Annotated in this window: 18 protein-coding genes; 5 read left to right on the top strand and 13 right to left on the bottom strand. The window is 70.3% G+C overall.

Annotated features, from left to right (window positions below; translation table 11 throughout):
• The 5 genes from VHU88_00435 to VHU88_00455 all read right to left on the bottom strand — a co-directional run.
• The coding region (locus tag VHU88_00435) for a DUF222 domain-containing protein (GenBank protein HEX3610128.1) at positions 1-892 on the bottom strand (892 nt) is incomplete at its 3' end.
• A gap of 231 nt (positions 893-1,123) precedes the next feature.
• Positions 1,124-1,957 (bottom strand): AIM24 family protein, encoded by an 834-nt coding sequence (locus tag VHU88_00440; protein ID HEX3610129.1) that lies wholly within the window; start codon positions 1,955-1,957, stop codon positions 1,124-1,126.
• Positions 1,958-2,060: 103 nt separating this feature from the next.
• Positions 2,061-3,227 (bottom strand): polysaccharide deacetylase family protein, encoded by a 1,167-nt coding sequence (locus VHU88_00445; GenBank protein ID HEX3610130.1) that lies wholly within the window; start codon positions 3,225-3,227, stop codon positions 2,061-2,063.
• 69 nt (positions 3,228-3,296) lie between these two features.
• Positions 3,297-4,046, bottom strand: a complete 750-nt coding sequence (locus tag VHU88_00450) for a phosphatase PAP2 family protein (GenBank protein HEX3610131.1) — start codon at positions 4,044-4,046, stop codon at positions 3,297-3,299.
• A 100-nt stretch (positions 4,047-4,146) separates the two neighbouring features.
• Entirely contained in the window at positions 4,147-6,051 is a 1,905-nt protein-coding gene (locus VHU88_00455) for a M4 family metallopeptidase (GenBank protein HEX3610132.1), read from the bottom strand.
• Positions 6,052-6,331: 280 nt separating this feature from the next.
• On the opposite strand from VHU88_00455, the gene VHU88_00460 reads away from it, so the two are divergent.
• Positions 6,332-7,252, top strand: coding sequence for a helix-turn-helix domain-containing protein (locus tag VHU88_00460; GenBank protein ID HEX3610133.1), 921 nt, complete (start codon positions 6,332-6,334; stop codon positions 7,250-7,252).
• Between the two features lie 78 nt (positions 7,253-7,330).
• On the opposite strand, the gene tatA is transcribed toward VHU88_00460, so the two are convergent.
• Positions 7,331-7,561: a twin-arginine translocase TatA/TatE family subunit gene (gene tatA, locus VHU88_00465; GenBank protein ID HEX3610134.1), complete on the bottom strand. Its 231-nt coding sequence runs from the start codon at positions 7,559-7,561 to the stop codon at positions 7,331-7,333.
• Between the two features lie 80 nt (positions 7,562-7,641).
• Between tatA and VHU88_00470 the strand changes: the two genes are divergently transcribed.
• Together VHU88_00470 and VHU88_00475 are read left to right on the top strand one after the other, a co-directional pair.
• Complete coding sequence (locus VHU88_00470; GenBank protein ID HEX3610135.1) at positions 7,642-8,610, top strand: cytochrome c oxidase assembly protein; 969 nt, start codon at positions 7,642-7,644, stop codon at positions 8,608-8,610.
• A gap of 7 nt (positions 8,611-8,617) precedes the next feature.
• Positions 8,618-9,073: a GNAT family N-acetyltransferase gene (locus VHU88_00475; GenBank protein ID HEX3610136.1), complete on the top strand. Its 456-nt coding sequence runs from the start codon at positions 8,618-8,620 to the stop codon at positions 9,071-9,073.
• A gap of 19 nt (positions 9,074-9,092) precedes the next feature.
• Here VHU88_00475 and VHU88_00480 read toward each other — a convergent pair whose 3' ends face one another.
• The 3 genes from VHU88_00480 to VHU88_00490 all read right to left on the bottom strand — a co-directional run bounded on the left by VHU88_00480 (position 9,093) and on the right by VHU88_00490 (position 13,154).
• On the bottom strand, positions 9,093-9,950 hold the full coding sequence (locus VHU88_00480) for an SGNH/GDSL hydrolase family protein (GenBank protein ID HEX3610137.1): 858 nt from the start codon (positions 9,948-9,950) through the stop codon (positions 9,093-9,095).
• Between the two features lie 248 nt (positions 9,951-10,198).
• On the bottom strand, positions 10,199-11,767 hold the full coding sequence (locus tag VHU88_00485) for an LCP family protein (GenBank protein HEX3610138.1): 1,569 nt from the start codon (positions 11,765-11,767) through the stop codon (positions 10,199-10,201).
• A 124-nt stretch (positions 11,768-11,891) separates the two neighbouring features.
• On the bottom strand, positions 11,892-13,154 hold the full coding sequence (locus VHU88_00490; protein HEX3610139.1) for a MarP family serine protease: 1,263 nt from the start codon (positions 13,152-13,154) through the stop codon (positions 11,892-11,894).
• A 296-nt stretch (positions 13,155-13,450) separates the two neighbouring features.
• Between VHU88_00490 and VHU88_00495 the strand changes: the two genes are divergently transcribed.
• On the top strand, positions 13,451-14,524 hold the full coding sequence (locus VHU88_00495; protein HEX3610140.1) for a lysylphosphatidylglycerol synthase transmembrane domain-containing protein: 1,074 nt from the start codon (positions 13,451-13,453) through the stop codon (positions 14,522-14,524).
• 70 nt (positions 14,525-14,594) lie between these two features.
• On the opposite strand, the gene VHU88_00500 is transcribed toward VHU88_00495, so the two are convergent.
• Entirely contained in the window at positions 14,595-14,963 is a 369-nt protein-coding gene (locus VHU88_00500) for a hypothetical protein (GenBank protein HEX3610141.1), read from the bottom strand.
• A 168-nt stretch (positions 14,964-15,131) separates the two neighbouring features.
• Here VHU88_00500 and VHU88_00505 point away from each other — a divergent pair, with 168 nt between their 5' ends.
• Positions 15,132-16,646, top strand: a complete 1,515-nt coding sequence (locus VHU88_00505) for a potassium/proton antiporter (GenBank protein ID HEX3610142.1) — start codon at positions 15,132-15,134, stop codon at positions 16,644-16,646.
• Here VHU88_00505 and VHU88_00510 read toward each other — a convergent pair whose 3' ends face one another.
• From VHU88_00510 to VHU88_00520, 3 genes are all read right to left on the bottom strand, one after another.
• Entirely contained in the window at positions 16,647-17,054 is a 408-nt protein-coding gene (locus VHU88_00510) for a YccF domain-containing protein (GenBank protein HEX3610143.1), read from the bottom strand. It lies immediately after the preceding gene.
• A gap of 440 nt (positions 17,055-17,494) precedes the next feature.
• Positions 17,495-18,139 (bottom strand): TetR/AcrR family transcriptional regulator, encoded by a 645-nt coding sequence (locus VHU88_00515; GenBank protein HEX3610144.1) that lies wholly within the window; start codon positions 18,137-18,139, stop codon positions 17,495-17,497.
• A 79-nt stretch (positions 18,140-18,218) separates the two neighbouring features.
• Positions 18,219-19,136: an SGNH/GDSL hydrolase family protein gene (locus VHU88_00520; protein HEX3610145.1), complete on the bottom strand. Its 918-nt coding sequence runs from the start codon at positions 19,134-19,136 to the stop codon at positions 18,219-18,221.
• Positions 19,137-19,273 lie beyond the last annotated feature (137 nt).

Raw genomic sequence — 19,273 nt, forward strand, 5'->3', positions numbered from 1 at the left:
ACTCCGCGTCGCAGCAGATCCGCCGCACCGCGGCATCGGAGAGATGCTCACCGCTCGCGGTGCTGGCCAGGGGCGCGTCGCCCAGGGTGATGACCAGGTGCGGGCGGACCCCACGCGCGGTCGGCAGCTCACCATGGCGCAGGGTCATCGAGACCAGGTCGACCAGCGCGTCAGCCCGACGTAGAGCGGGGTCACGGGGGTCGCGTTCCCCGTCGGGTCCGGGCTCGGGGCCGGCGAGCGGTTCGATCGCGGCCTGCAGCAGGGCCAGGTTCTCCTCGGCGTCGGTCCACTTCAACGTGCCGGTCCCGTCACCGTTGCGCAGCAAGTACGCGGCACGCTTGGCCTTGGCCCTGTCCTCAACCGGTTCCAGCCCGTCGGGATCCAGGTAGTGCGCCAGGACCTTCTCCAACCCGCGCATCTCCGCGGAGTTCAGTTCCCCGGCCCGTTCCAGCAGGAAGGTCTCGACCTCGACCTGCTGCTGCACCGTCGCCGTACGGGCCAACCGCTGCACGACCTCGACGATCGCCCGGGCCTGCTCCCAGTCGAGATGCCCGGCGGCCAAGGCCCCCCCGGTCTGCTGCCGCTGCTCATTCAGCGCCTGCGCCATCCGCGCGGTCACCGTCGCCTCGCCGGGCGACATCGTCAGCACCGAGCGCAACCAGGCCCGGGAATCCACCGCCCCGACCGCGGCGGGCATGCCTCGCTGCTCGCCCTCGGCGACCAGGCCGGCCCGCAGCCCCTGGACCTGCTCGACCAACCGGTGCACCCGACGCAGACACTCCACAAGATCGGAATCTCCCGCGCGCCAGATCTCCTCGCCGAGGAGCTTCTGCACGACCGCGAAATCGCTCTCCAGCAAGGCGATCGCCTCGACGGGAGCGGTGATTTCCATACCCCGAACATATCCGCCGCCACCGACATTTTCGCGGCCACCGATTCCTTGCACCCCCACGCCGTTGCCGGCCGACCGTCCGCAAGCGTTCCGAGACGCTGTTCCGTCGCCGGCGCATCCCCCGCCGTGGTCGGCTCAGGTGCCTCCGCTCCGCCGTTACTTCGGTGCACGTCCTATGAGGCGGACCGTTGTAGTGGCCGTATTTATCGGATCTACGTTTGTTCTCGGAATTCAGTCGTTCCCGCCGAACATGCCGCCCAGGGCCGCGCCGAGAATTCCGCCGGCGGCGGCGCCACGGAGCCCGCCGGCCGCTCCGCCGATCGCGGCGCCGGCTGCGGCGTCGGCAACCTCGCCGGTGTAGTAGCCCGACTGGAGGCCGACGCGGCCCGGCCCGGTGAAGCGGTTGAACACCAGGTTGCCGCCACCGCCGAGGAAGCCGGTCTTCAGGCCGAAGACCTGCTGCGTGTAGCCGACGCTCATCTCACGGTAGATCCAGCCACCGGGTTCGACGTCGATGACCTGTCCCGGAGCAAGGTTCATCTCGAAGGCGTTGCCGTGGGCGTGCAGCCAAAGGGTGGCAGGGCCCTGATTCGACTCGAAGCGATCGATGAAGAAGCCCTGCTGGCCGAACATCATGCTGCCGAAGCCGCCGGCTCGTTCGTAGGTGTACTCGAGGTTTCCGGTCGCGGCCAGGAACTGGTGCTCACGGACCAGGACTCCCCCGCCGGGCGGGAGGTTCAGCGTGACGATCTGGCCGGCGGAGTCGCGCGAGAACGCGATCTGGCCGGCGTTGCGCGCCTCGGTCATGAAGATCGGCATGCCGGAGATGACCCGCTTGAACGCGCCCTTGAGCTTCTTGATCGCGACGTCGACCTGCGGCTGCTTCCACAGGATCACGTGATGCTCGAAGAACACCGGCAGCGAGCCGTCGAGCGCCAGGTGCAGCACCGGCACCAACTGGCCCTCGATCCGGTAGTTCACGCCGGGGCCGCCGCCCTCGTGCACCTCGGTGGGAAGCAGCACGGGGAAACCACCGGGCTGGGCCGGGGTGGGGTAGTCGACCATCGGGACTCCTCGACGCGGGGCGGGCACTGCTCCCGACACTACAACTGTGCGGCCCGCCCCGCGGTGAACGGAGCGGGCCGCACAGGTGATTAGTGACGGTGCGTCACGGCGTCGTCGAGGACGAGGGCTTCGGTTCGGTGCTCTCCGTGGCAGACGGCGTGGGCGACGGCGACTTCGTGCTCTTCTTCGTCGCGGTCGGGCTCGGCGACGCCGAGGAGGACGGCTCGGCCGAGCTCGTGCCGGTGCTCCCGTAGGGGTTCGCCTGTGACTGGTAGTTCGAGTTCAGCAGCGCAGCCTTCGCGGCCGGGAAGGAGATCTTGTTCGGGTCGCCGTCGGAGGTGTACAGAACCGACGGGTTCTTCTTCCAGATCGGGAGGTAGTAGTCGGAGTTCAGCTCGACCGTCGGCGAGTCCGACCGCACGCGCGCGATCTTGAGCGGGTTGAACGACTTCGCGAACGGCGAGGGCGCCGGGTTCGCGCCGACCAGCATCACACCGGACAGGTTGTAGCTCTGCCCGTTGTAGGTACCTGCCGAGGCCAACGCGCGGTCGACCGGGAACACCCCGAACGGCAGCGCCATCGTCGTGATCTTGAATCCCGGCAGCGCCTTCTGGATGTCCTGGTAGTTGCCGCCGATCTCCTGCTGGACCTGCGCGTCGGAGTCCTTGCTCAGCACCGGGTGGGTCTTGGTGTGCACGCCGACGTCGTACCCGTGCTGAACCAGCCACGGCAGCACCTTCGGGTCCTGGAACGGGCTGTCGTTGACGTAGAACGTGGCGGTCGAGTGCCAGTCCGGGTGGGCCTGGCCGAAGGCCTCCATCATGCCCAGCGCCGTGTCCGGCTTCGGGTTGCCCGATGGGTCCAGGCCGGCCTGGCTGGTGGTGCCGTCGTCGAAGGTCATCACCATCGGGTGCTTCCCGGCCGGGACGTCGATCTTCCCGGCGACCAGGTCGGCCGCGGTGATCGGCCGGAAGTTCATGTCGTACAGGGTCTGCAGCTCGGCCTTGAAGTGGTCGGGGGTCTGGCTGTACTCGTCGCCCTTGGGCAGCGTGGTCAGGATCTGGTGGTACATGAACACCGGGACCTCGCCCAGCTCGTTCGCGTCGACCGAGGCGGGGTCGACCGAGCTCGCGGTCGGGGTCGCGGACGGGGTTGCCGTGACTACCGGCGCCGGCGCCGGCGGTGCTTGTGCGGTCGAACCCTTGCTGCCGCAGCCGGCGAGCAGGAGCCCGGCAGCAGCCACGGCCAGTACGGAACGGGGACGGCGCATCGTCGAATCTCCCTGCGGATCGGAATCGTTGCGCCCGATCATCTGCCGGCAATGTGCCGGTCGGGTGGATTACGCGCCGGCTTGGGACCGAGTTGTGACCGGTTGGCGGATAAGAAATTCCGGAACATGACAATTCATCCGATTTGCCGGTTCGTTCTCGCGACGGGTGATTCGCACCAAGGCCCAGGACAGCGCGATTCCCAGCGCGTAGGCCCCGAGCACATCCGAGAGCCAGTGGAACCCGGCGTACACCAGGCTGGCCCCCACGACCAACGCGACCGCGGACACCAATGCGAGACCGGCCCGACCCAAGCGACCCCGGATCAGCACCACCGCCGTCGTCCAGGTCACGATCGCGGTGGTCGTGTGGCCGGAGGGGAACGCCCCGCGGTGCATGAACGAGACGAACTGGTCGACCCGCCAGCCCGAGCTCACCGCGAGCTGACCCGCGGGCCCGCCCCGCCCGAAGGCCTCCTTGGTTCCCAGCACCACGACGCTCAACGCTGCGACGGCGATCGCCGCCACTCGGATCGGCTCCCAACTGCGGCGCCGAGCACTGAGCACACCGGCCAGCGCGAGCAGGACGAACGGCATCAGGTTGGGCTCACCCAGGTAGATCAGTCCGGTCGCTACGCGCAGCCCAGCCACCGAACGATGGACGACCAGCCAGTCGGCGATGCGGTGGTCGAGTGCAACCAGGCGGCCGCCGCGCTCGACCGCGACCGCGACCAACGCGAACGCCGCGAGGGCAAGTGTCGGGACGAGCGGGAGCCGTCGAGCACTGCGCCCGTACCGTTCCGCGACCGCAAGACTGACCACCCTTCGAACCTAGCCAGACGGGGACGGACCACCATTCCCCGATCGGCCAAGATCTGGTCAGCCGAACGCATTCGCCCGGACGGCCCTAGACCGGACAGCCCTAGAAAAGTCCCCCGCCGAGCGAACCGGACGAGTCGTCGTCGAGGTGCACGTTGACCGCGTCCCACGCCGCGTTCACCGCGGCCACCTGCGCCGACTTCGCCCCGTAGAGATCGGTGGCGGCGCTGACCACGGCCGCCCGCGCGGCAGCGTAATCGGTGCCCGAGGTGAAGTAGTGGGTCAACGCCCGGTACCAGATGTTGGCCGCGGTCTCCCGCCCGATCCCCCCGACCTTCTTGTTGTCGCAGGTCGGGCTGTCGTAGCTGATGCCGTTGACGGTCTTCTTCCCGCTGCCCTCCGAGAGCAGGTAGAAGAAGTGGTCGCCGATGCCCGCGGACAGGTGCACGTCGAGATTGCGGACCGACGAACTCCAGCAGTCCGGCGACGACTTGTCCTTCGACGGCTGGTCCATGTACCGGATAGCGTTGAGCTTGCCGTCCTTGTCGCGCCGTTCGATGAACGACGTCGAGCCGATCAGGTAGTCGCCGGGGTTGGCCGCGTTGTGAGCGGTGAACTCGACCATCGTCCCGAAGATGTCGCTGTTGGCCTCGTTCAGCCCGCCCGATTCGCCGTCGCCGCCGAGCTTGGCGGTGCGCGCGGTGACGCCGTGCGTGATCTCGTGTCCGGTGATGTCCAGTGAGACCAGCGGGCCGAGCTGCTTGCCGTCGCCGTCACCGTAAGTCATGCAGAAGCAGTCGTCGCTCCAGAACGCGTTCGCGTAGTTCTTGCCGTAGTGGACGCGGCTGAACACACCGATGCCGTCGTTGTTCACGCCGGACCGCTTGAACGTGTTCTTGTAGTAGTCCCAGGTCATGTCCGAGCCGTAGGTCGCGTCGACCGCGGCGCTCTCGCGGTTCGCGTTCTGCCCGTTGCCCCAGTCGTTGGTCTTCGAGGTGAACTGGGTGGCCGGGGCATTCGACGCGCAGAGCGAGGCCACCGGCAGGCAGTTGTCCTGGGTGTCCTCGGCGTCGCCGGTGAACGCGGCGCCCCGGGTCAGGTCCTTCAGCGCGTAGGTCCCGGACAGCAGCGCGGTCGAGAGCTTGACCTTGCCGACGTAGAGCGAGTGACCCTCACCGAGGGTGGGCTTGCCCTGCGCCTCGGTCGTGGCGCGCTGGGCCTGCGGACTCGACGCTCCCCCGCCGGAGGCCGGCCCGGACTGCCGACCGTCGGACTGCGGGCCGTCGGACTGGCTGGGCGGCTGCGGGTCGGCGGAACCGGCGGCCGGCGCGGCACTGCCACTGCCACCACCGGGCACCGGCTGGTCGGTGCGTCGCAGGCTTTGGACCTCCTCGGCGGCGTCGCGCACCTTGCCGGTCTGCGCGTCGACCAGCGTGTGCATCCGGCTCGGCGTCCCGTCCGGCTGGGTGCCGCCGGAGACGACCTCCCAGGCCAGCGCCGGACTGCCGTGCAAGGTGTCGACGACAAGGGTCGGGGTGCCGAGCAACCGCGCGACCCGGGTGCCGAGCCCGATGCCGGCAGTGGTGATCGCCGCGATCGGCGACAGTGCCGGGGTGACACCGAGGTTGTCCAAGGAACGCCGGAGGGTGGCGCTGGCGCCGACCCAACGTCCGTCCGCGATCCGGTGGACCACGAAGTCTCCGCCGAGCACCGGCAGGCCGGCGAAGGTCCGGTCCATGCGCACGAATGTGGAGCCGTCCGGGTCGACCATCACATCGGTGGCGGTGACCCCGTATTGCTTGCCCAGGCCCGCCGGACCCTGCCCGTCGTCGTCGAACCCGAGCTGGGACCCGTTGTCGCGCAGCGCCGCCAACGCCCCGGCGACCGCGTCGCCGTGATCGCCGGTATCGGCCCGGGCGGACGGACCGTGGACGGCCACCGCCGCGAGGCCCACCGCGAGCAGGCCTGTTCCGGCCGCGCCGCGGCCGGTCCACCAACGAGGTCGCATCAATTTCCTCCGTAGCCGGCGGTTCTCGGCGGACGGCCGGCGACCTGGCGGGATCGACCTGACCTACCCCCGCGGGGGCCGGAAGCCTGCACCGCGATGTCTGTCACGCTATCCCCCAATTGTTTCGAATCGTGACACTCGCACGCCGCCCACGCCATACACCTGCGCAACTCGGACAACGGATTACCCACGGCCCAAGGCGTAACACGACGATTTGTCCGGATTCCGTCAGACAACGACATTTGCACATCAACGCAAGCTTGGCGATGATGCCACGACGGTGATCGGCTACGGGGGTGGCGATTTGGGCGCCGGACGCGATTCGGTCGACCCCGAGGCGACAGTCGCGATGGTCCTCGACGGCCTGCGTTCCGGACGCGGCGATGAAGAGGTGGCTGCCGCGCACGGCACCGACCGGGCGACCTACGCGGCCTGGCGCGACTGCTACCTGGCCGGCGGACGAGCCGCCGTTGACAGGCGGCTGCACCACATCGAACGAAGCGGCCGGTTGCCGCACCTGGGCACCGTGCCGCACGTCTCGTCGGTCCCGGCCTGGCTGCGGCAGACCCGAGGCGAAGCCCGGTTGCCGGTCGTGCTGGCGGTCGTGATCGCGATCGTGCTTCAGGCGGTCCTGCCGGACAAGTTGGCTGTGCGCCCGACGTGGCTGCTGCCCGCGCTGGAGGGTGCTGCGCTGGTCGGCCTGACGATCTTCAACCCGCTACGGATGAACCGCACGCACCCGATCGCCCGGTTCGGTGGCCTGGGCCTGTGCGCCCTGATCGTGCTGGCCAACGCCTACTCGGCGCTACGGCTGATCCACGCGATCCTGGTCGGCCACGGCTCGAAGGACCCGACCGTGCTGTTCGGCAGCGGCGCCTCGATCTACGTCACGAACATCGTCGCGTTCGCGCTGCTCTATTGGGAGTTGGACCGGGGCGGCCCGGTCGCCCGGGCCGGTGCGCACGACCCGCACCCGGACTTCATGTTCCCGCAGATGGCCACCCCGGACGTGAGCCATCCGGACTGGGAGCCGACCTTCGTCGACTACGCGTACCTGTCGTTCACCAACGCCACCGCGTTCAGCCCCACGGACACGATGCCGCTGACCCGGTGGGCCAAGGCGCTCATGGCCGTGCAGTCCGCGGTGGCCCTGGCGGTGGTCGGCCTGGTCGTCGCCCGGGCCGTGAACATCCTGAGCTGAGCGCACCACCCGAACCGCCTGGCCGAACCACTTGTGCCGCGGGCCGCTCGGCCCGCGGCACAAGGTCAGGCGTGCGGGTCAGGCGTGCGGAGCCTCGCCGGTCTTGGTGGCGTCGAAGGCGCGCTGCTCGACCGACTGGGGGGTCGGCGGCGCGGCCTGCTCCTCGGGCCCGCGCATCGTCTTCTTGAAGATGTGCAGCGATTCGCCGAGCGACTTGGCCGATTCGGGCAACCGCTTGGCACCGAACAACGCCATGAACACCACGGCCAGAATCACCAGGTGCCACGGCTCGAGAGCACCACGAAACATTGGGACTCCTCCTGACCGCTTTAAACTGCTTCTTCCATCACATTACGCGCCAGAACGGCTCCGCGGTAAACCATGAGACGGTGAACGGCGTGAATGTGCGCCCGCCGTTGGACTCGGGCCGGATGCTCGCCGAGTGGCAACCGGCCCCCGGGGTCGTGTTCGCGGTCGCGGTTGCGATTGGCTGGTACCTATTCGCGTTGCACTTGCGACCGGGTAGGTGGCCGGTCACCCGCACCGCGAGTTTCCTGGCCGGTGCGCTGTCGATTCTCGCCGTCTGCTGCACCGGGATCGGGGTCTACGCCGACACGTTGTTCTGGGTGCGGGCGGTCCAGAACCTGGTCCTGCTCATGGTCAGCCCGATGCTGCTCGCGCTCGGAGCTCCGCTCACGCTGCTCCGCGACGTGCTGCCGGGGCGCGCGCGGGCGCGGTGCTCCCGGGTGCTGCACAGCCCGACCGCCCGGAGACTCACGTTCCCGCCCGCGATGGCGATCGCGCTGATCGCCCCGCTGTACGTCGTGTACCTGACCCCGCTGTACGAACCGACCCAGCGCCACGCCGTCGGCGCCGGCGCGGTCGGCGCCGGCCTGCTCGGTGCCGGATTCCTGTACTTCTGGACGCGCCTGCGCGTAGACCCGACCCCGCGCGCCGACCCGCACCTGATCACGGTGGCGATGAGCATCGCCGAGGTGGTGCTGGACGGGGCGTTGGGCGTCCGGCTGTGGCTCGGTCCGACGATCGCGGCCGGCTACTACTCCGCGGCCCATTCGTGGGGGCCCGACGCCCGACTCGACCAGACGATCGGGGCCGGGGTGCTCTGGATCGGCGGCGACCTCATCGGCCTGGTCTTCCTCGGGTTCGTGGCCCGCCGGCTGCTCGGCGAGGACAAGGAGCAGACGGCCCGGGTCGACGCCGCCCTGGACGCCGCCGAGGCCCGCGAAGCCGGCCGCCCGCAGCCAGGGGCGGAACCTGCCGCCGAGCCCACCGGTGCCCTGTGGTGGGAGACGGACCCCCGACTGGCCCACCGCTTCCGACAGCGCGGCGAGGACTGAGGCAGCGATGGACCCGACGATCCGGCCCGTGGAAGCGGGAGACACCGCGGCCGCCGCCCTGCTGCTGCACGAGTTCAACACCGAGTTCGACGAGGTCACCCCCGGCCCCGAGGCCCTGGGGATGCGGCTGGATGAACTGCTGGCCGGCGGCGACACCGTGGCGCTGGTCGGCGGCGCGGGCCCGGATGCGGTGGTGGTGCTGCGGTTCCGGCCGGCGTTGTGGACCACCGGCCAGGAGGCCTGCCTGGCCGAACTTTTCGTCCGCCCGGAGCACCGGGGGCGGGGGCTGGGCCGGGCCCTGCTGCAGGCCTCCCTGATCGCCGCCGTCGAGCGCCGGGCCGACTGGATGGAGATCTGCGTCGACGAACCGGATCTGGCCGCCCGGGCGCTCTACCAGAGCGCGGGCTTCCGCAACCGGACCGCGGACGGGAATCTCATGTTCTACTACGAGCGCGAGCTCTGACCAACCGTCAGATCCGTGCTCAGTGCGGGCGATTCGTACCCGGGAGCAGCGGCGGCAGCGGCGCGGACGGCACCGGCTCCGGTTGGGCCGGCCGGGGCCCGGCGGCCGGCGCCGGGTCGACGTTCGGGTGGTCGGCCGGGTGCAGAAGGTCCACCAGCGCCTGCGCGATCTTCCGGTGGCCGGCGGCGCTGAGGTGGTCGCCGTCGGAGGCCAGCATCGGGGTCACGTCGCGCTCCGCATGGAACAGTTTCCGGGTCGAGACGTAGTGCACGCCGGCCGAGTCGGCCGCCTTCTGCAATGCGCCGTTCGTGTACTTGGTGGCCGCGTCGGCGGCCGTGCGCTGCTTCGCGGAGTACTGGTGGCGGGCGACGGAGCCGTCCTTGAAGTCGTTCCAGTACCCGCAGACCACGATCCGGGCGCGGCTGTTGTGCTTGCGGACCTCGGCGACGACCGACTCGACGTTGCGCCGGACCGTCAGAGCGACCGGGGCGTAGTTCTTCTCCACCGAACCGCCGCCGGAGACCGTGCCGAACGCGGGGAAGAAGTCGTTGGCGCCGGTGAAGATCACCACCACGTTGGCCTGCGTGAGCTCCCCGAGCAGCCCCGGGTCGCCCATGCCCTTGCGCAGGTCGTCGCTGGTCGAACCGGCCTTGGCCTCGTTGCGGACCTCGACGTCGGACCCGGTGCGCCGGCCGGCCAGCAGGCCGTAGTCGGCCAGCAGGTCAGCACATCCGCAGTTCTGGTTGGTCAGGGCCGAGTCGCCGAGACCGACCGCCATCAACTGCCGGTCCCCCGGGCGTTGCGCGGCGTCGCGCGCGGCCGTCGCGGCCGGGACCCCCGTGCCGAGGATCAGCGACCCGACAGTGGCTCCGACCACACGCCGGACGACTCGGCGACGCCGCACGCGAAACCTGACCTCCGCACGGGACGTCCGCTCAGATGTCATGGCACCCATCGCTCTGATCGCCTCCCCGCCGAACTCCGCGCTGGCTTCCACCACGAACGCTTTCGGTGCCGACCCACGCCCAGATTGCCCTGTTCCAGACTGCCCTGTTCAGGCACCTGGCATGCCGCTCGACGGGCGTTTCGTGCATGAATTCCGTGAGAACTGCGAGGCCCGACGGCTCAGGAGTACTGGCAGACCTGGTCGAGGCTGACGATGGCGACGGCTCCTGGCGGGGCCGTGGTCGCGGGCTTCACCCGCGTCTTCTTCCCGTTCTTGGGTGTGATCCGACTCGCCGCCTCATAGGTCGGCGTCGTCGGCACCGCGTTCGATGCATCGATCGCCTGCCGGACGAGATCGCGAATCGGCTGGACCGCGGGGAACTGCGGGTCGATCAGCGGCGGCTGCAGCTGCAGGTCGGTGACGTTCGACTTCTTGGTCGCGGCGGCCGTCTTCACCAGGACGTCCAGCGCGCCCTGGGTGAGGTCCGTCTTGACCACGTTCTTGGCCGAGGAGACCAGCGACTTGTAGTGGGTGAGCACGGTCAGCGGGTCCATCTGCTTGAGGATCCCGTTGAGCACGCACCGTTCCCGCGACATCCGGTCGTAGTCGGTGGTGGACGACCGCGACCGGGCGTACCAGAGCGCGTGATAGCCGTCGAGCTTCTGCAGGCCCGGTTCGATGTAGCCGAGGATCGGGTTCGGCGCGCCCTCGCGGCAGCCGCCACCGGGCAGGTCGCAGGCACCGGTCTTGTGTCCGCCGCCGATCGGCAGGCGCTGCGCGACCCGGATGGTCAGCCCGCCCAAGGAGTCGATCAGGCTCGTGAAGCCCTGCAGGTTCAGCGTCACGTAGTACTGGATCGGGATGCCGAGCATCTGGGCCATCGCCGACTCGGTCGCGGTAGCGCCGGGATTGCGCGCGCCGGGGAACAACTCCGGGTGCTGCGAGCCGTACTCGTAGATGGCGTAGAAGAACTGCGGGAAGCCGTTGGGGAACTTGTCCGCCATCGTGCTGCCCGGCGGGAACTGGGCGTACTGCAGGTTTCGCGGGATCGAGATCAGCAATGCCTTGCCGGTGTGGACGTCGATGCTGGCGACCGCGTCCTGGTCGGTGCGGATCCCGCTGCGGTCCAGGCCACCGTCGCCGCCCAGGATCGCGATGTTCAACCGGCCCTCGTACAGCTTCGCGACGGGGCCGGGCTGGATCAGCGTGGTGATCAGGTCGCGCTGCGCGGAGGCCAGCTGGACCGCGTAGGTCACCGGGGTGCCGATCGCGGCGATCATGCCGAGCGCCAGCCCGGTGCAGAGCACCCGGGGTGCGACCCCCATCCCCCGCGGTCGGCCCAACCGCCACGCGTCGACCAGCAGCGCGGCCCAGCACAGCCCGAGCACCACCAGGGTGGCCTCGACGGCGGACAGCACCGCCGGGTGCAGCGACCACACCACGATCCCGTTGCGGCCCAGCCGCCACCAGACGGCCCCGGCTGCCACAGCCAGCAGGATCAGCACCCGGACGGCAGCGCGCCCGACGGCCTTGCTGCCGGCGAGCAGCTGCGCGGACCCGGGCAGCACCAGCGTCATTCCGATCAGCAGCAGCGCCCGGCGCATCCCGCCGGTCGGAGCGGCACGGTGCCGATGCGCCGCCCGCGGCGTTCCCGGGACGTCGTCGGGCCCGCCCGACTCGGACACCTCGACGGACGGCTCGGACCGCGCCTGGCGGGGCCGGTCCCAGAGGGAGTCGTCGTCGGTCACCGAGGGATTATGTCCAGCGACACGTATTGGGCGTACAAAACGTGACCGGTTCGAGTCCGGAAGCGGAACGGGGCATTGCCAGGCAATCCCTTGCGCACCCGCAGCAACCCGGGCAACAGCGACGTCAGTCGCAACCCTGCGTGTAGACGGCGGTCGTGGCGTCCGCGCCCTTGGTCGCGTCCGAGGCCACCTCGGTGGCGGTGAGCGCGTAGCCGACGTCGTTGGCGTCCAACGAGGCGGCGAACACGACGCCCGCCACGCTGCCCGAGGTGGTCAGCAGCGGCCCACCGGAGTTGCCCGGCAGCACCGTCCCGCGCACCGTGTAGACCTCACGGCTGACCTGTTTGCTCTGGTAGATGTTCGGGCCGGACACGGTCTGGTCGCCGGCGATGCGGGCGGCGGCCGGGGTCAACGGGCCGTCCTCCGGGTAGCCGGCGACGACCGCGTCGGCACCGATCTGCTGCGGACCGGCGAACGACAACGACTTGCGGTCCAGGCCGGGGACGTAGAGCACGGCGATGTCGCGGTTCGGGTCGAACAGGACGACCTTGGCGGTCAACGAACCACCGTTCGGGATCAGCACCGTCGGCGCGGAGTGCACCCCGGCGACCACGTGGGCGTTGGTCATCACGTGGTCGGGCGCGTAGACGAACCCGGAGCCCTCCACCGCACGGCTGCACCCGCTCGCGACGCCGTGGATCTTGACCACCGAAGGCCCGGCCGCGCTCAGCACGTCTGGCACCGGACCGGCGTCCGGCGAACCCACGAACGGCGACGGTGCCGGGAACCCGCCGAAGGGCGAGAGGAAGTACGGCATCGCGTGCTGCTGGAGTTCGCGGGACAGGGTGCCGGACAGCGTCCGCAGCGACTGGGGGATCACCGAGTTGATCTCGTCCAGCACCGCGGACCGACGGACCTGTGAACTGAGCCCGGCGAAGGGGGCCAGCGCGACCGCCGAGGCGAACAGCCAGGCCACCAGCAGCAGCACCCCGACCTCGAAGACCACACCGCCTGCCGAATCCAGCACCGCGACCGGGGTGGCCCGTACCACCCGCCGCGCCCGCAGGCCGACGGCGACCGCGATGGTCTCCCCAGCCAACGCGCACAGCCCGACGAAGACCAGCGTGACGACCCGTTGACCGATCACATGATTCGGCCCCGTGCCGCCGGAGCCGACCACGGCCTGGGCCAGGCCCGGGCCGAACCGCGCACCCACCGCGGCTCCGCCGAAGAACCCGACGGCCGAGCACGCGGCGAGCACCAGCCCGCGCCGGGCGCCGAGCATGCCCGCCCGGATCGCCAGCACGATCAGGACGAGATCCAACACATCGCCGCGGCCCGGGTGCACGACCGGGGCCGGTGCGGCCGACAGCGTCAGAAGGTCCACGGGTCCGTTCGTCCTCCCACGGGTGCTCCGCATCGATTCACCCGGGCGCTGCCGGGGGTGTCCGGCGGCGTCGTGCGGGCAACCGTGTCACACCCTCGCGCAGGCCCGACAAGGACATTGCGCCGTCATGGTCCACGCCCGAGAAGTTGGTCGGCGGACTCACAGCGCCCCCGTAGGCGTACGGCTGTCGACTGCCGAGAGCTGTGAGGTTGCTGTCACAGGAAGGCCGGGGTCGGCGCACAGGAATCCATAAGCCAGGACCGCCAATGTCTTGCCTGTGCACGTGGTGGGGACCGGTGCGCGACGGGGACGTGGGGGCGACGATGACGATCACGCTGGACCGGGTCGAACCGGGCATCTCCGGGCGCCGGCTGCCTGCTCCGCGCAAGCCGGTCGACGTCGCCGCGACCCCGGCCGACCCTGAGCCGGGGCATGCCGGCCGTCGCTGGCTGATGCTGCCGCTGGTCGCCTTACTGGTCTGGTTCGTGGTCGACAGTCGAGGCACGATCGCGGCCGGGTTCGCCGGCCTGGCCGACGCCTCGCCGGGTTGGCTGTTGGTCGCCGCCGCCGCCGGCGCGGCGCTGACGCTGGCCGCCGCGGTCGCCCAGAACGGCGCGCTCGAGACCAAGATCCCGCTCGGCACGATGTGCGCGGTCCAGCTGGCGGCCTCGTTGGTCAATCAACTTCTGCCCGCCGGGACCGGGGCCATGGCCGTGACCGTCCGGTTCCTGCGCCGACGCGGGCTCAGCCGCGCTGCCGCGGCAGCCGCGATGGGCCTCAACCAGATCGCCGGCGTGATCATCCACTTGAGCCTGCTCGCCACCGTCCTGGTCATCGAGCCGAGCACGGTCAAGCTCCCGCAGCCTTCGGTCGAAGCGGTCGTGGTCGGGCTGTTGCTGGCCGTGCTGGTCGGCCTCGGGATCGCTGCCGTCCGTCGGATGCCGCGGCGGCTGCGGGCCGGGCGCCCGGAGCAGCCCGGTCCCGCTGACCGGGTGCGTGCCGAGTTCGACCGGCTGCGGGTCGTGATGCGCGATCCGCGGCGTGCGGCCGCGCTGTGGCTCGGTTCGTTGGCCACGCCGCTGCTGCAGGCGGTCGTGCTCTGGGCGGTCGTCCACAGCGTCGGGGCGAACCTCAGCCTGTGGCACGTGACCGCGGTCTACCTGGCCGCTTCCACGCTGGCCGCGGTGGTGCCCACCCCCGGCGGGCTCGGCACGCAGGACGTGGCGATCGCGGCGATGCTGATGGCCGCCGGGATGCCCACCGCGAACGCGGCGACCGCCACCGTGGCCTTCCGCCTGATGACGAACTGGCTGCCGCTGCTGCCCGCGGGCCTGTCGTTGGTGATGCTCAGCCGACGCCGGCTGATCTGACCCCGGCTGATCTGACCCCGGACGTACGACACCGCGGCCCGGGGAACCGGACCGCGGTGTCAGGGGAGGACTAGCGGCCGCGGCCGTGTCCGCCGCTGTTCCCACCGCTGTTGCCGCGGAAGTTCCCGCCGCGGTTGCCACCGCTGAAGTTGCCGCGGTTGCCGCGGTTGCCGTGGTCGCCGCCACGGTTGAAGTGCCCGCCGCGGTGGAAGTTCCCGCCACCGCCGTAGTAGTTGTTGTCGTCGTTGTCGCAGACCAGGCGGACGTGACGGTGCCAGGAGCCGTCCCACCAGTGGCTGTAGTAGCAGTCGTCGCTCTGGACGTAGGCCGACGGCGCGACCGAGGCCGGAGTGATCTCGGCGGCCTGGGCCGTAGAGGTCGCCAGCGGAGCCAGCAACATCGCGCCGGCCAGGACACCGCCCAAACGGATGAACTTCATGTTCGTCACTCCTTCGACAGGTGCGCCCGTCCCCCGGGCGCTGCCCGACCGACCGGTCGGTTACGTATGAAGTTGACTCTTTCTCACGAAAGGAGCAATGCCGCACAAGGCAAGAATTCGGCCAATAACCGCTTTGTCGGGCGGCAGAATGGCGCTCGTGGGGCGCCCGTGAATGCAGCGACGTCGGTGACTGTGGGTCACCTGAATCTCGGCCTGCTGGTCGGCTCAGCGGTGCTGCTGGTTGCGATCGCGGCAATCCGCGTCGCCGCCTCGACGCCGCTGCCCACGCCGTTGCTGTACCTCGGGCTCGGAGTGCTGCTCGGCGAGGACGGGATCGGGATCCAGTTCGACGACAGCGAGCTGACCCGGACACTGGGCTACGCGGCCTTGATGATCATCCTGGCCGAGGGCGGCCTGACCACCTCCTGGCACACGATCCGCCCGGCGCTGCCGGCCGCCGCCGCGCTGGCCACCGTCGGGGTCGGGATCTCCACCGCAGTGACCGGGGTGGCTGCTCACGAACTGCTGGACCTGCCGTGGCGCACCTCGCTGCTGCTCGGCGCGATCGTCTCCAGCACCGACGCCGCGGCGGTGTTCGCGGTGCTGCGCCGGTTGCCGCTGCTCCCCCGGCCGACCGGGATCCTGGAGGCGGAGTCCGGGCTGAACGACGCCCCGGTGGTGCTGCTGGTGCTCGCGCTGTCCGGCAGCCGGCACTTCGACGCCGCCGGGCTGGGCACCACCGCGCTGGAGATCGCTGCCGAACTGGTCGGCGGCGCGTTGATCGGGATCGGCGTCGGGGTGGTCGCCGGGCGGGCCATCAGACAGGTCGCGTTGCCTGCCTCCGGCCTGTACCCGGTGGCGGTGCTCGCCTCGGCCACCTTCGCCTACAGCGCGGCGGCGCTGGCACACACCAGCGGCTTCCTGGCCGTCTACGTGGCCGGGTTGGTCCTGGGCAACTCCCGACTGCCGCACGGCCCGGCCACCCGCGGGTTCGCCGAGGGCCTGGCCTGGCTGGCCCAGATCGGGTTGTTCGTACTGCTCGGCCTGCTCGTCACACCGTCGCGGCTGGGCGACCGGGTGTGGCCGGCAGTCGGCGTCGGGGCGGCGCTGCTGCTGCTCGCCCGGCCGGTCTCGGTCGCCTGCACCGCGAGTTGGTTCCGCATCCCCTGGCGCGAACAGGCGTTCCTGTCCTGGGCCGGACTGCGCGGGGCGGTGCCGATCGTGGTGGCCACGATCCCGGTGGTCGACCGGGTGCCGGGCAGCGAGAAGCTCTTCGACGTCGTGTTCGTGCTCGCGGTGCTCTGGACGTTGGTGCAGGGCACCTCGTTGCCCTGGCTGGCCCGTCGCCTGGGGGTGACCGACACCGCGGACCTGCGCATGCTCGACCTGGAGGCCGCCCCGTTGGAGCGGCTGGGCGCCGACGTGCTGCAGGTCCGGATCCTGGAGCGCTCCCGGATGCACGGCGTCGCGGTGTTCGAGCTGCGGTTGCCGACCGGTGTGGCCGTCTCATTGGTGGTCCGCGACGGCAGCGCGCTGACGCCGACCGAACATACCCGGTTGCGACACGGCGACGACCTGCTCGTGGTCTGCCCGGGCGGGACCCGGGCAGCGACCGAACGTCGGTTGCGGGCCGTGGCCGAACACGGCCGCCTGGCGCGCTGGTTGTCCGGCCGACCCTCCTGATCAGTCTCGGTAGTAACGGCGCATCGCGCGTCGATCGGTGAGCGGCACGACCTGCTTGCCCAGCGGCGCCAACGCGACCCGGGCCAGCTTGAAGTTCGCGATCCCGAAGGGGATCCCGACCACGGTCAGGCACAACCCCACACCGATCGCCACATGAACCAGCGCGATCCAGAACCCGGCGAGCACGAACCACAGCACGTTGCCCAGCATCGGCATGGCTCCGGCGGTCGGCCGGTGCACCGTCGTGTACCCGAACGGCCACAGCACGTACCCGGCCAGCCGCAGCGCGGCCACCCCGAACGGGATCGTGACGATCAGCAGGAACATCAGCACGGCTGCCGCCAGATAGCCCAGGGCCAGCCACAGGCCGGCGCACAGGAACCAGATCACGTTCAACAGCGTCCGCACGGCGCAATTCTCCCACCGGACAGCGACGCGCAAAGCCGTTCACCGACACGGAAACGAAAGGAGTTGACGGCCGGTCCGAGCACGTCTAAGTTGCTTAGCGAGCGCTAGGTAGCCCAGCGCATCGTGCAGGAGCAGTCAACTGACCGGGTATCTGGGCACCCTGGCGAGCCACGGAACCTCCGCCGAGCTGTTCGCCCGCCGGCAGCTCGAGCGCGAGGGCCGGGCATGACCGCACCGCAGATCGTCGAAAGTCTCTGACCACGACCGGACAGCCACCATCGGGCTACACGAGGCGCCCGAACGGTCCGGCCTGATGATGCCCCCGGGACGGGACACCCGGCAGGCGTCGCACCGCCGGTCCGCGCTCGTCAGCACCACTGACGACGGGCGCGGCCCGGCGGTTTCTCCTTGTGCGGCGGGATTCTGACGGGCTGTCGGCGTCAGCTCTTCGCGCGGCGGCGCGGGGTGCGGGCAACCGCGGCGGACGCACCGACCGTCTGGCTGGCGATCTCCACGTAACGCTCGGCGAGCTGCGGCGGTTTGAGCAACCCGGCCGGGTCGTACCAGGTCGCCACGGCCTGGACCATGCCGAGCAGCGCGCGGACCGTGTCCTCCGGGTGGTCGACATGGAAGATCCCGGCCTCGGCACCGGCGCGGACGATCCCGAGCAGTTGTTCCTCGATCTGCTTGCGTACCTTGGCGTAGGCCCGCCGGTTGACCGCGGACAACGCCCGGATCTCGGTGTCGAGGTTGGCCACCTCTCGGCGGTAGGCCATGAACAGCACCACGCACTCGATGTAGTTCGCGAACTGATCGGCCGGGTCCGCGCCGGCGCCGTCGATTGCGAGGCACAGCCGGGCGTGCAGGTGCTGGACCGAGCCGGTGAGCAGCTCGACGAGCATCCCTTCCTTGCTGCCGTGGTGGTAGTACAGCGCGGGCACGGTCAGCCCGACCCGGTTGGCGACGTCTCGCACCGAGGTTGCGTGGTAGCCCTGCTCGTGGAAGGCCGCCATGGCACCGGTCAGCGTGGGCGCCAGTTCGAGCTCGTCGAAGCGGCGCCAGTCCTCCGGGACCGCCTCGAGCATCGGCGTCACGCGGTTCCCAACTGTCAGAGGTACTGAGCGAGCGTTACATAGATCAGGCGTGGGCGCCAGGGGCCGGCGATCAGGTCGAGCCCCAGCTCGCAGCGGCGGCGGCCAGTGTGTCCTGACCGGCCCGCGCGGTGGCCGCCACGGTCGCGGCGAGCAGGTCGCGGCCGGCGGCCGTCGGGTGGATGTCGCAGCTGTTCGGCGTCTCGACGAGCAGACCGGAGGCGCACAAGTTGCCGGCCGTCAGGGCGGCACGACCGGCGAACGCGGCGAGCACCGGGGCGACCCGGGCCCGGTAGGTGCGAGCCTCCTGGTCCAGCACCGCATCCAGGCTCGTGAACGCATCGGTCAGTCGGGTGTCGTTGTAGGACGGCGAGTACGCCTCCACCAGCACCAGTTGGCCGCTGTAGACCGCGCGCAGATCCTGCAGGATCGTGTCGAGGTTCGACCGGTAGGTCGCCAACGTGGCGGGCAGTTCCCGGGCGCATTCGTCGGCGGAAGCCCGCACGCAGCGCACGAGGTCGTTGGTACCGATGCCGAGGGTCACCAGGCTCGTCTGCGAATGGGCGGCCAGGAACGCGGTGGCGAAGGCCAATTGAGTGCCGGCGTACGGCACGTGCAACCCGTAGTCGGTGCGGAACGGCCGACAGCCCAAGTCGAAACCAGTGCCCGAGATGAACCCGGCACTGGTCTCTCCCGGGCAGGCGGCATTGACCACCGAGTCGGACAGGCCGGTACCGACCGCCGTCGGGTAGCCGATGAAAGCCGGGGTGTCTGCCGGGTTCAGCAGCGGGCTGTAGCCGAAGGCGATCGAGTCGCCCAGCGCCAGATACACCGGCGCCGAACTCTCAGCGGCCGAACCCGGGACCGCGGCCGCGGCCACCACGCGGACCGCCGATTCGCCGACCCCGGACGCGCCGTCGGAAACCCCCCACGACGATGACGCGGACGACCCGTCCAGCAACGGGCCGAGCGACAAAAGCCCTGCCAGCAAAGAGAAACCCGACACGTACCGGAATGCGCGACGCACCCGCACCCTGCCGAACACCGACACCCCCGCGCCCAGCGGCGCTGCTCCGCTGTCGACCTTGTGGCCTGGACACCGGGCCGTGTCCGATTCGTGACTGAATC

This window comes from Sporichthyaceae bacterium (assembly GCA_036269075.1).
GTDB lineage: Bacteria > Actinomycetota > Actinomycetes > Sporichthyales > Sporichthyaceae > DASQPJ01.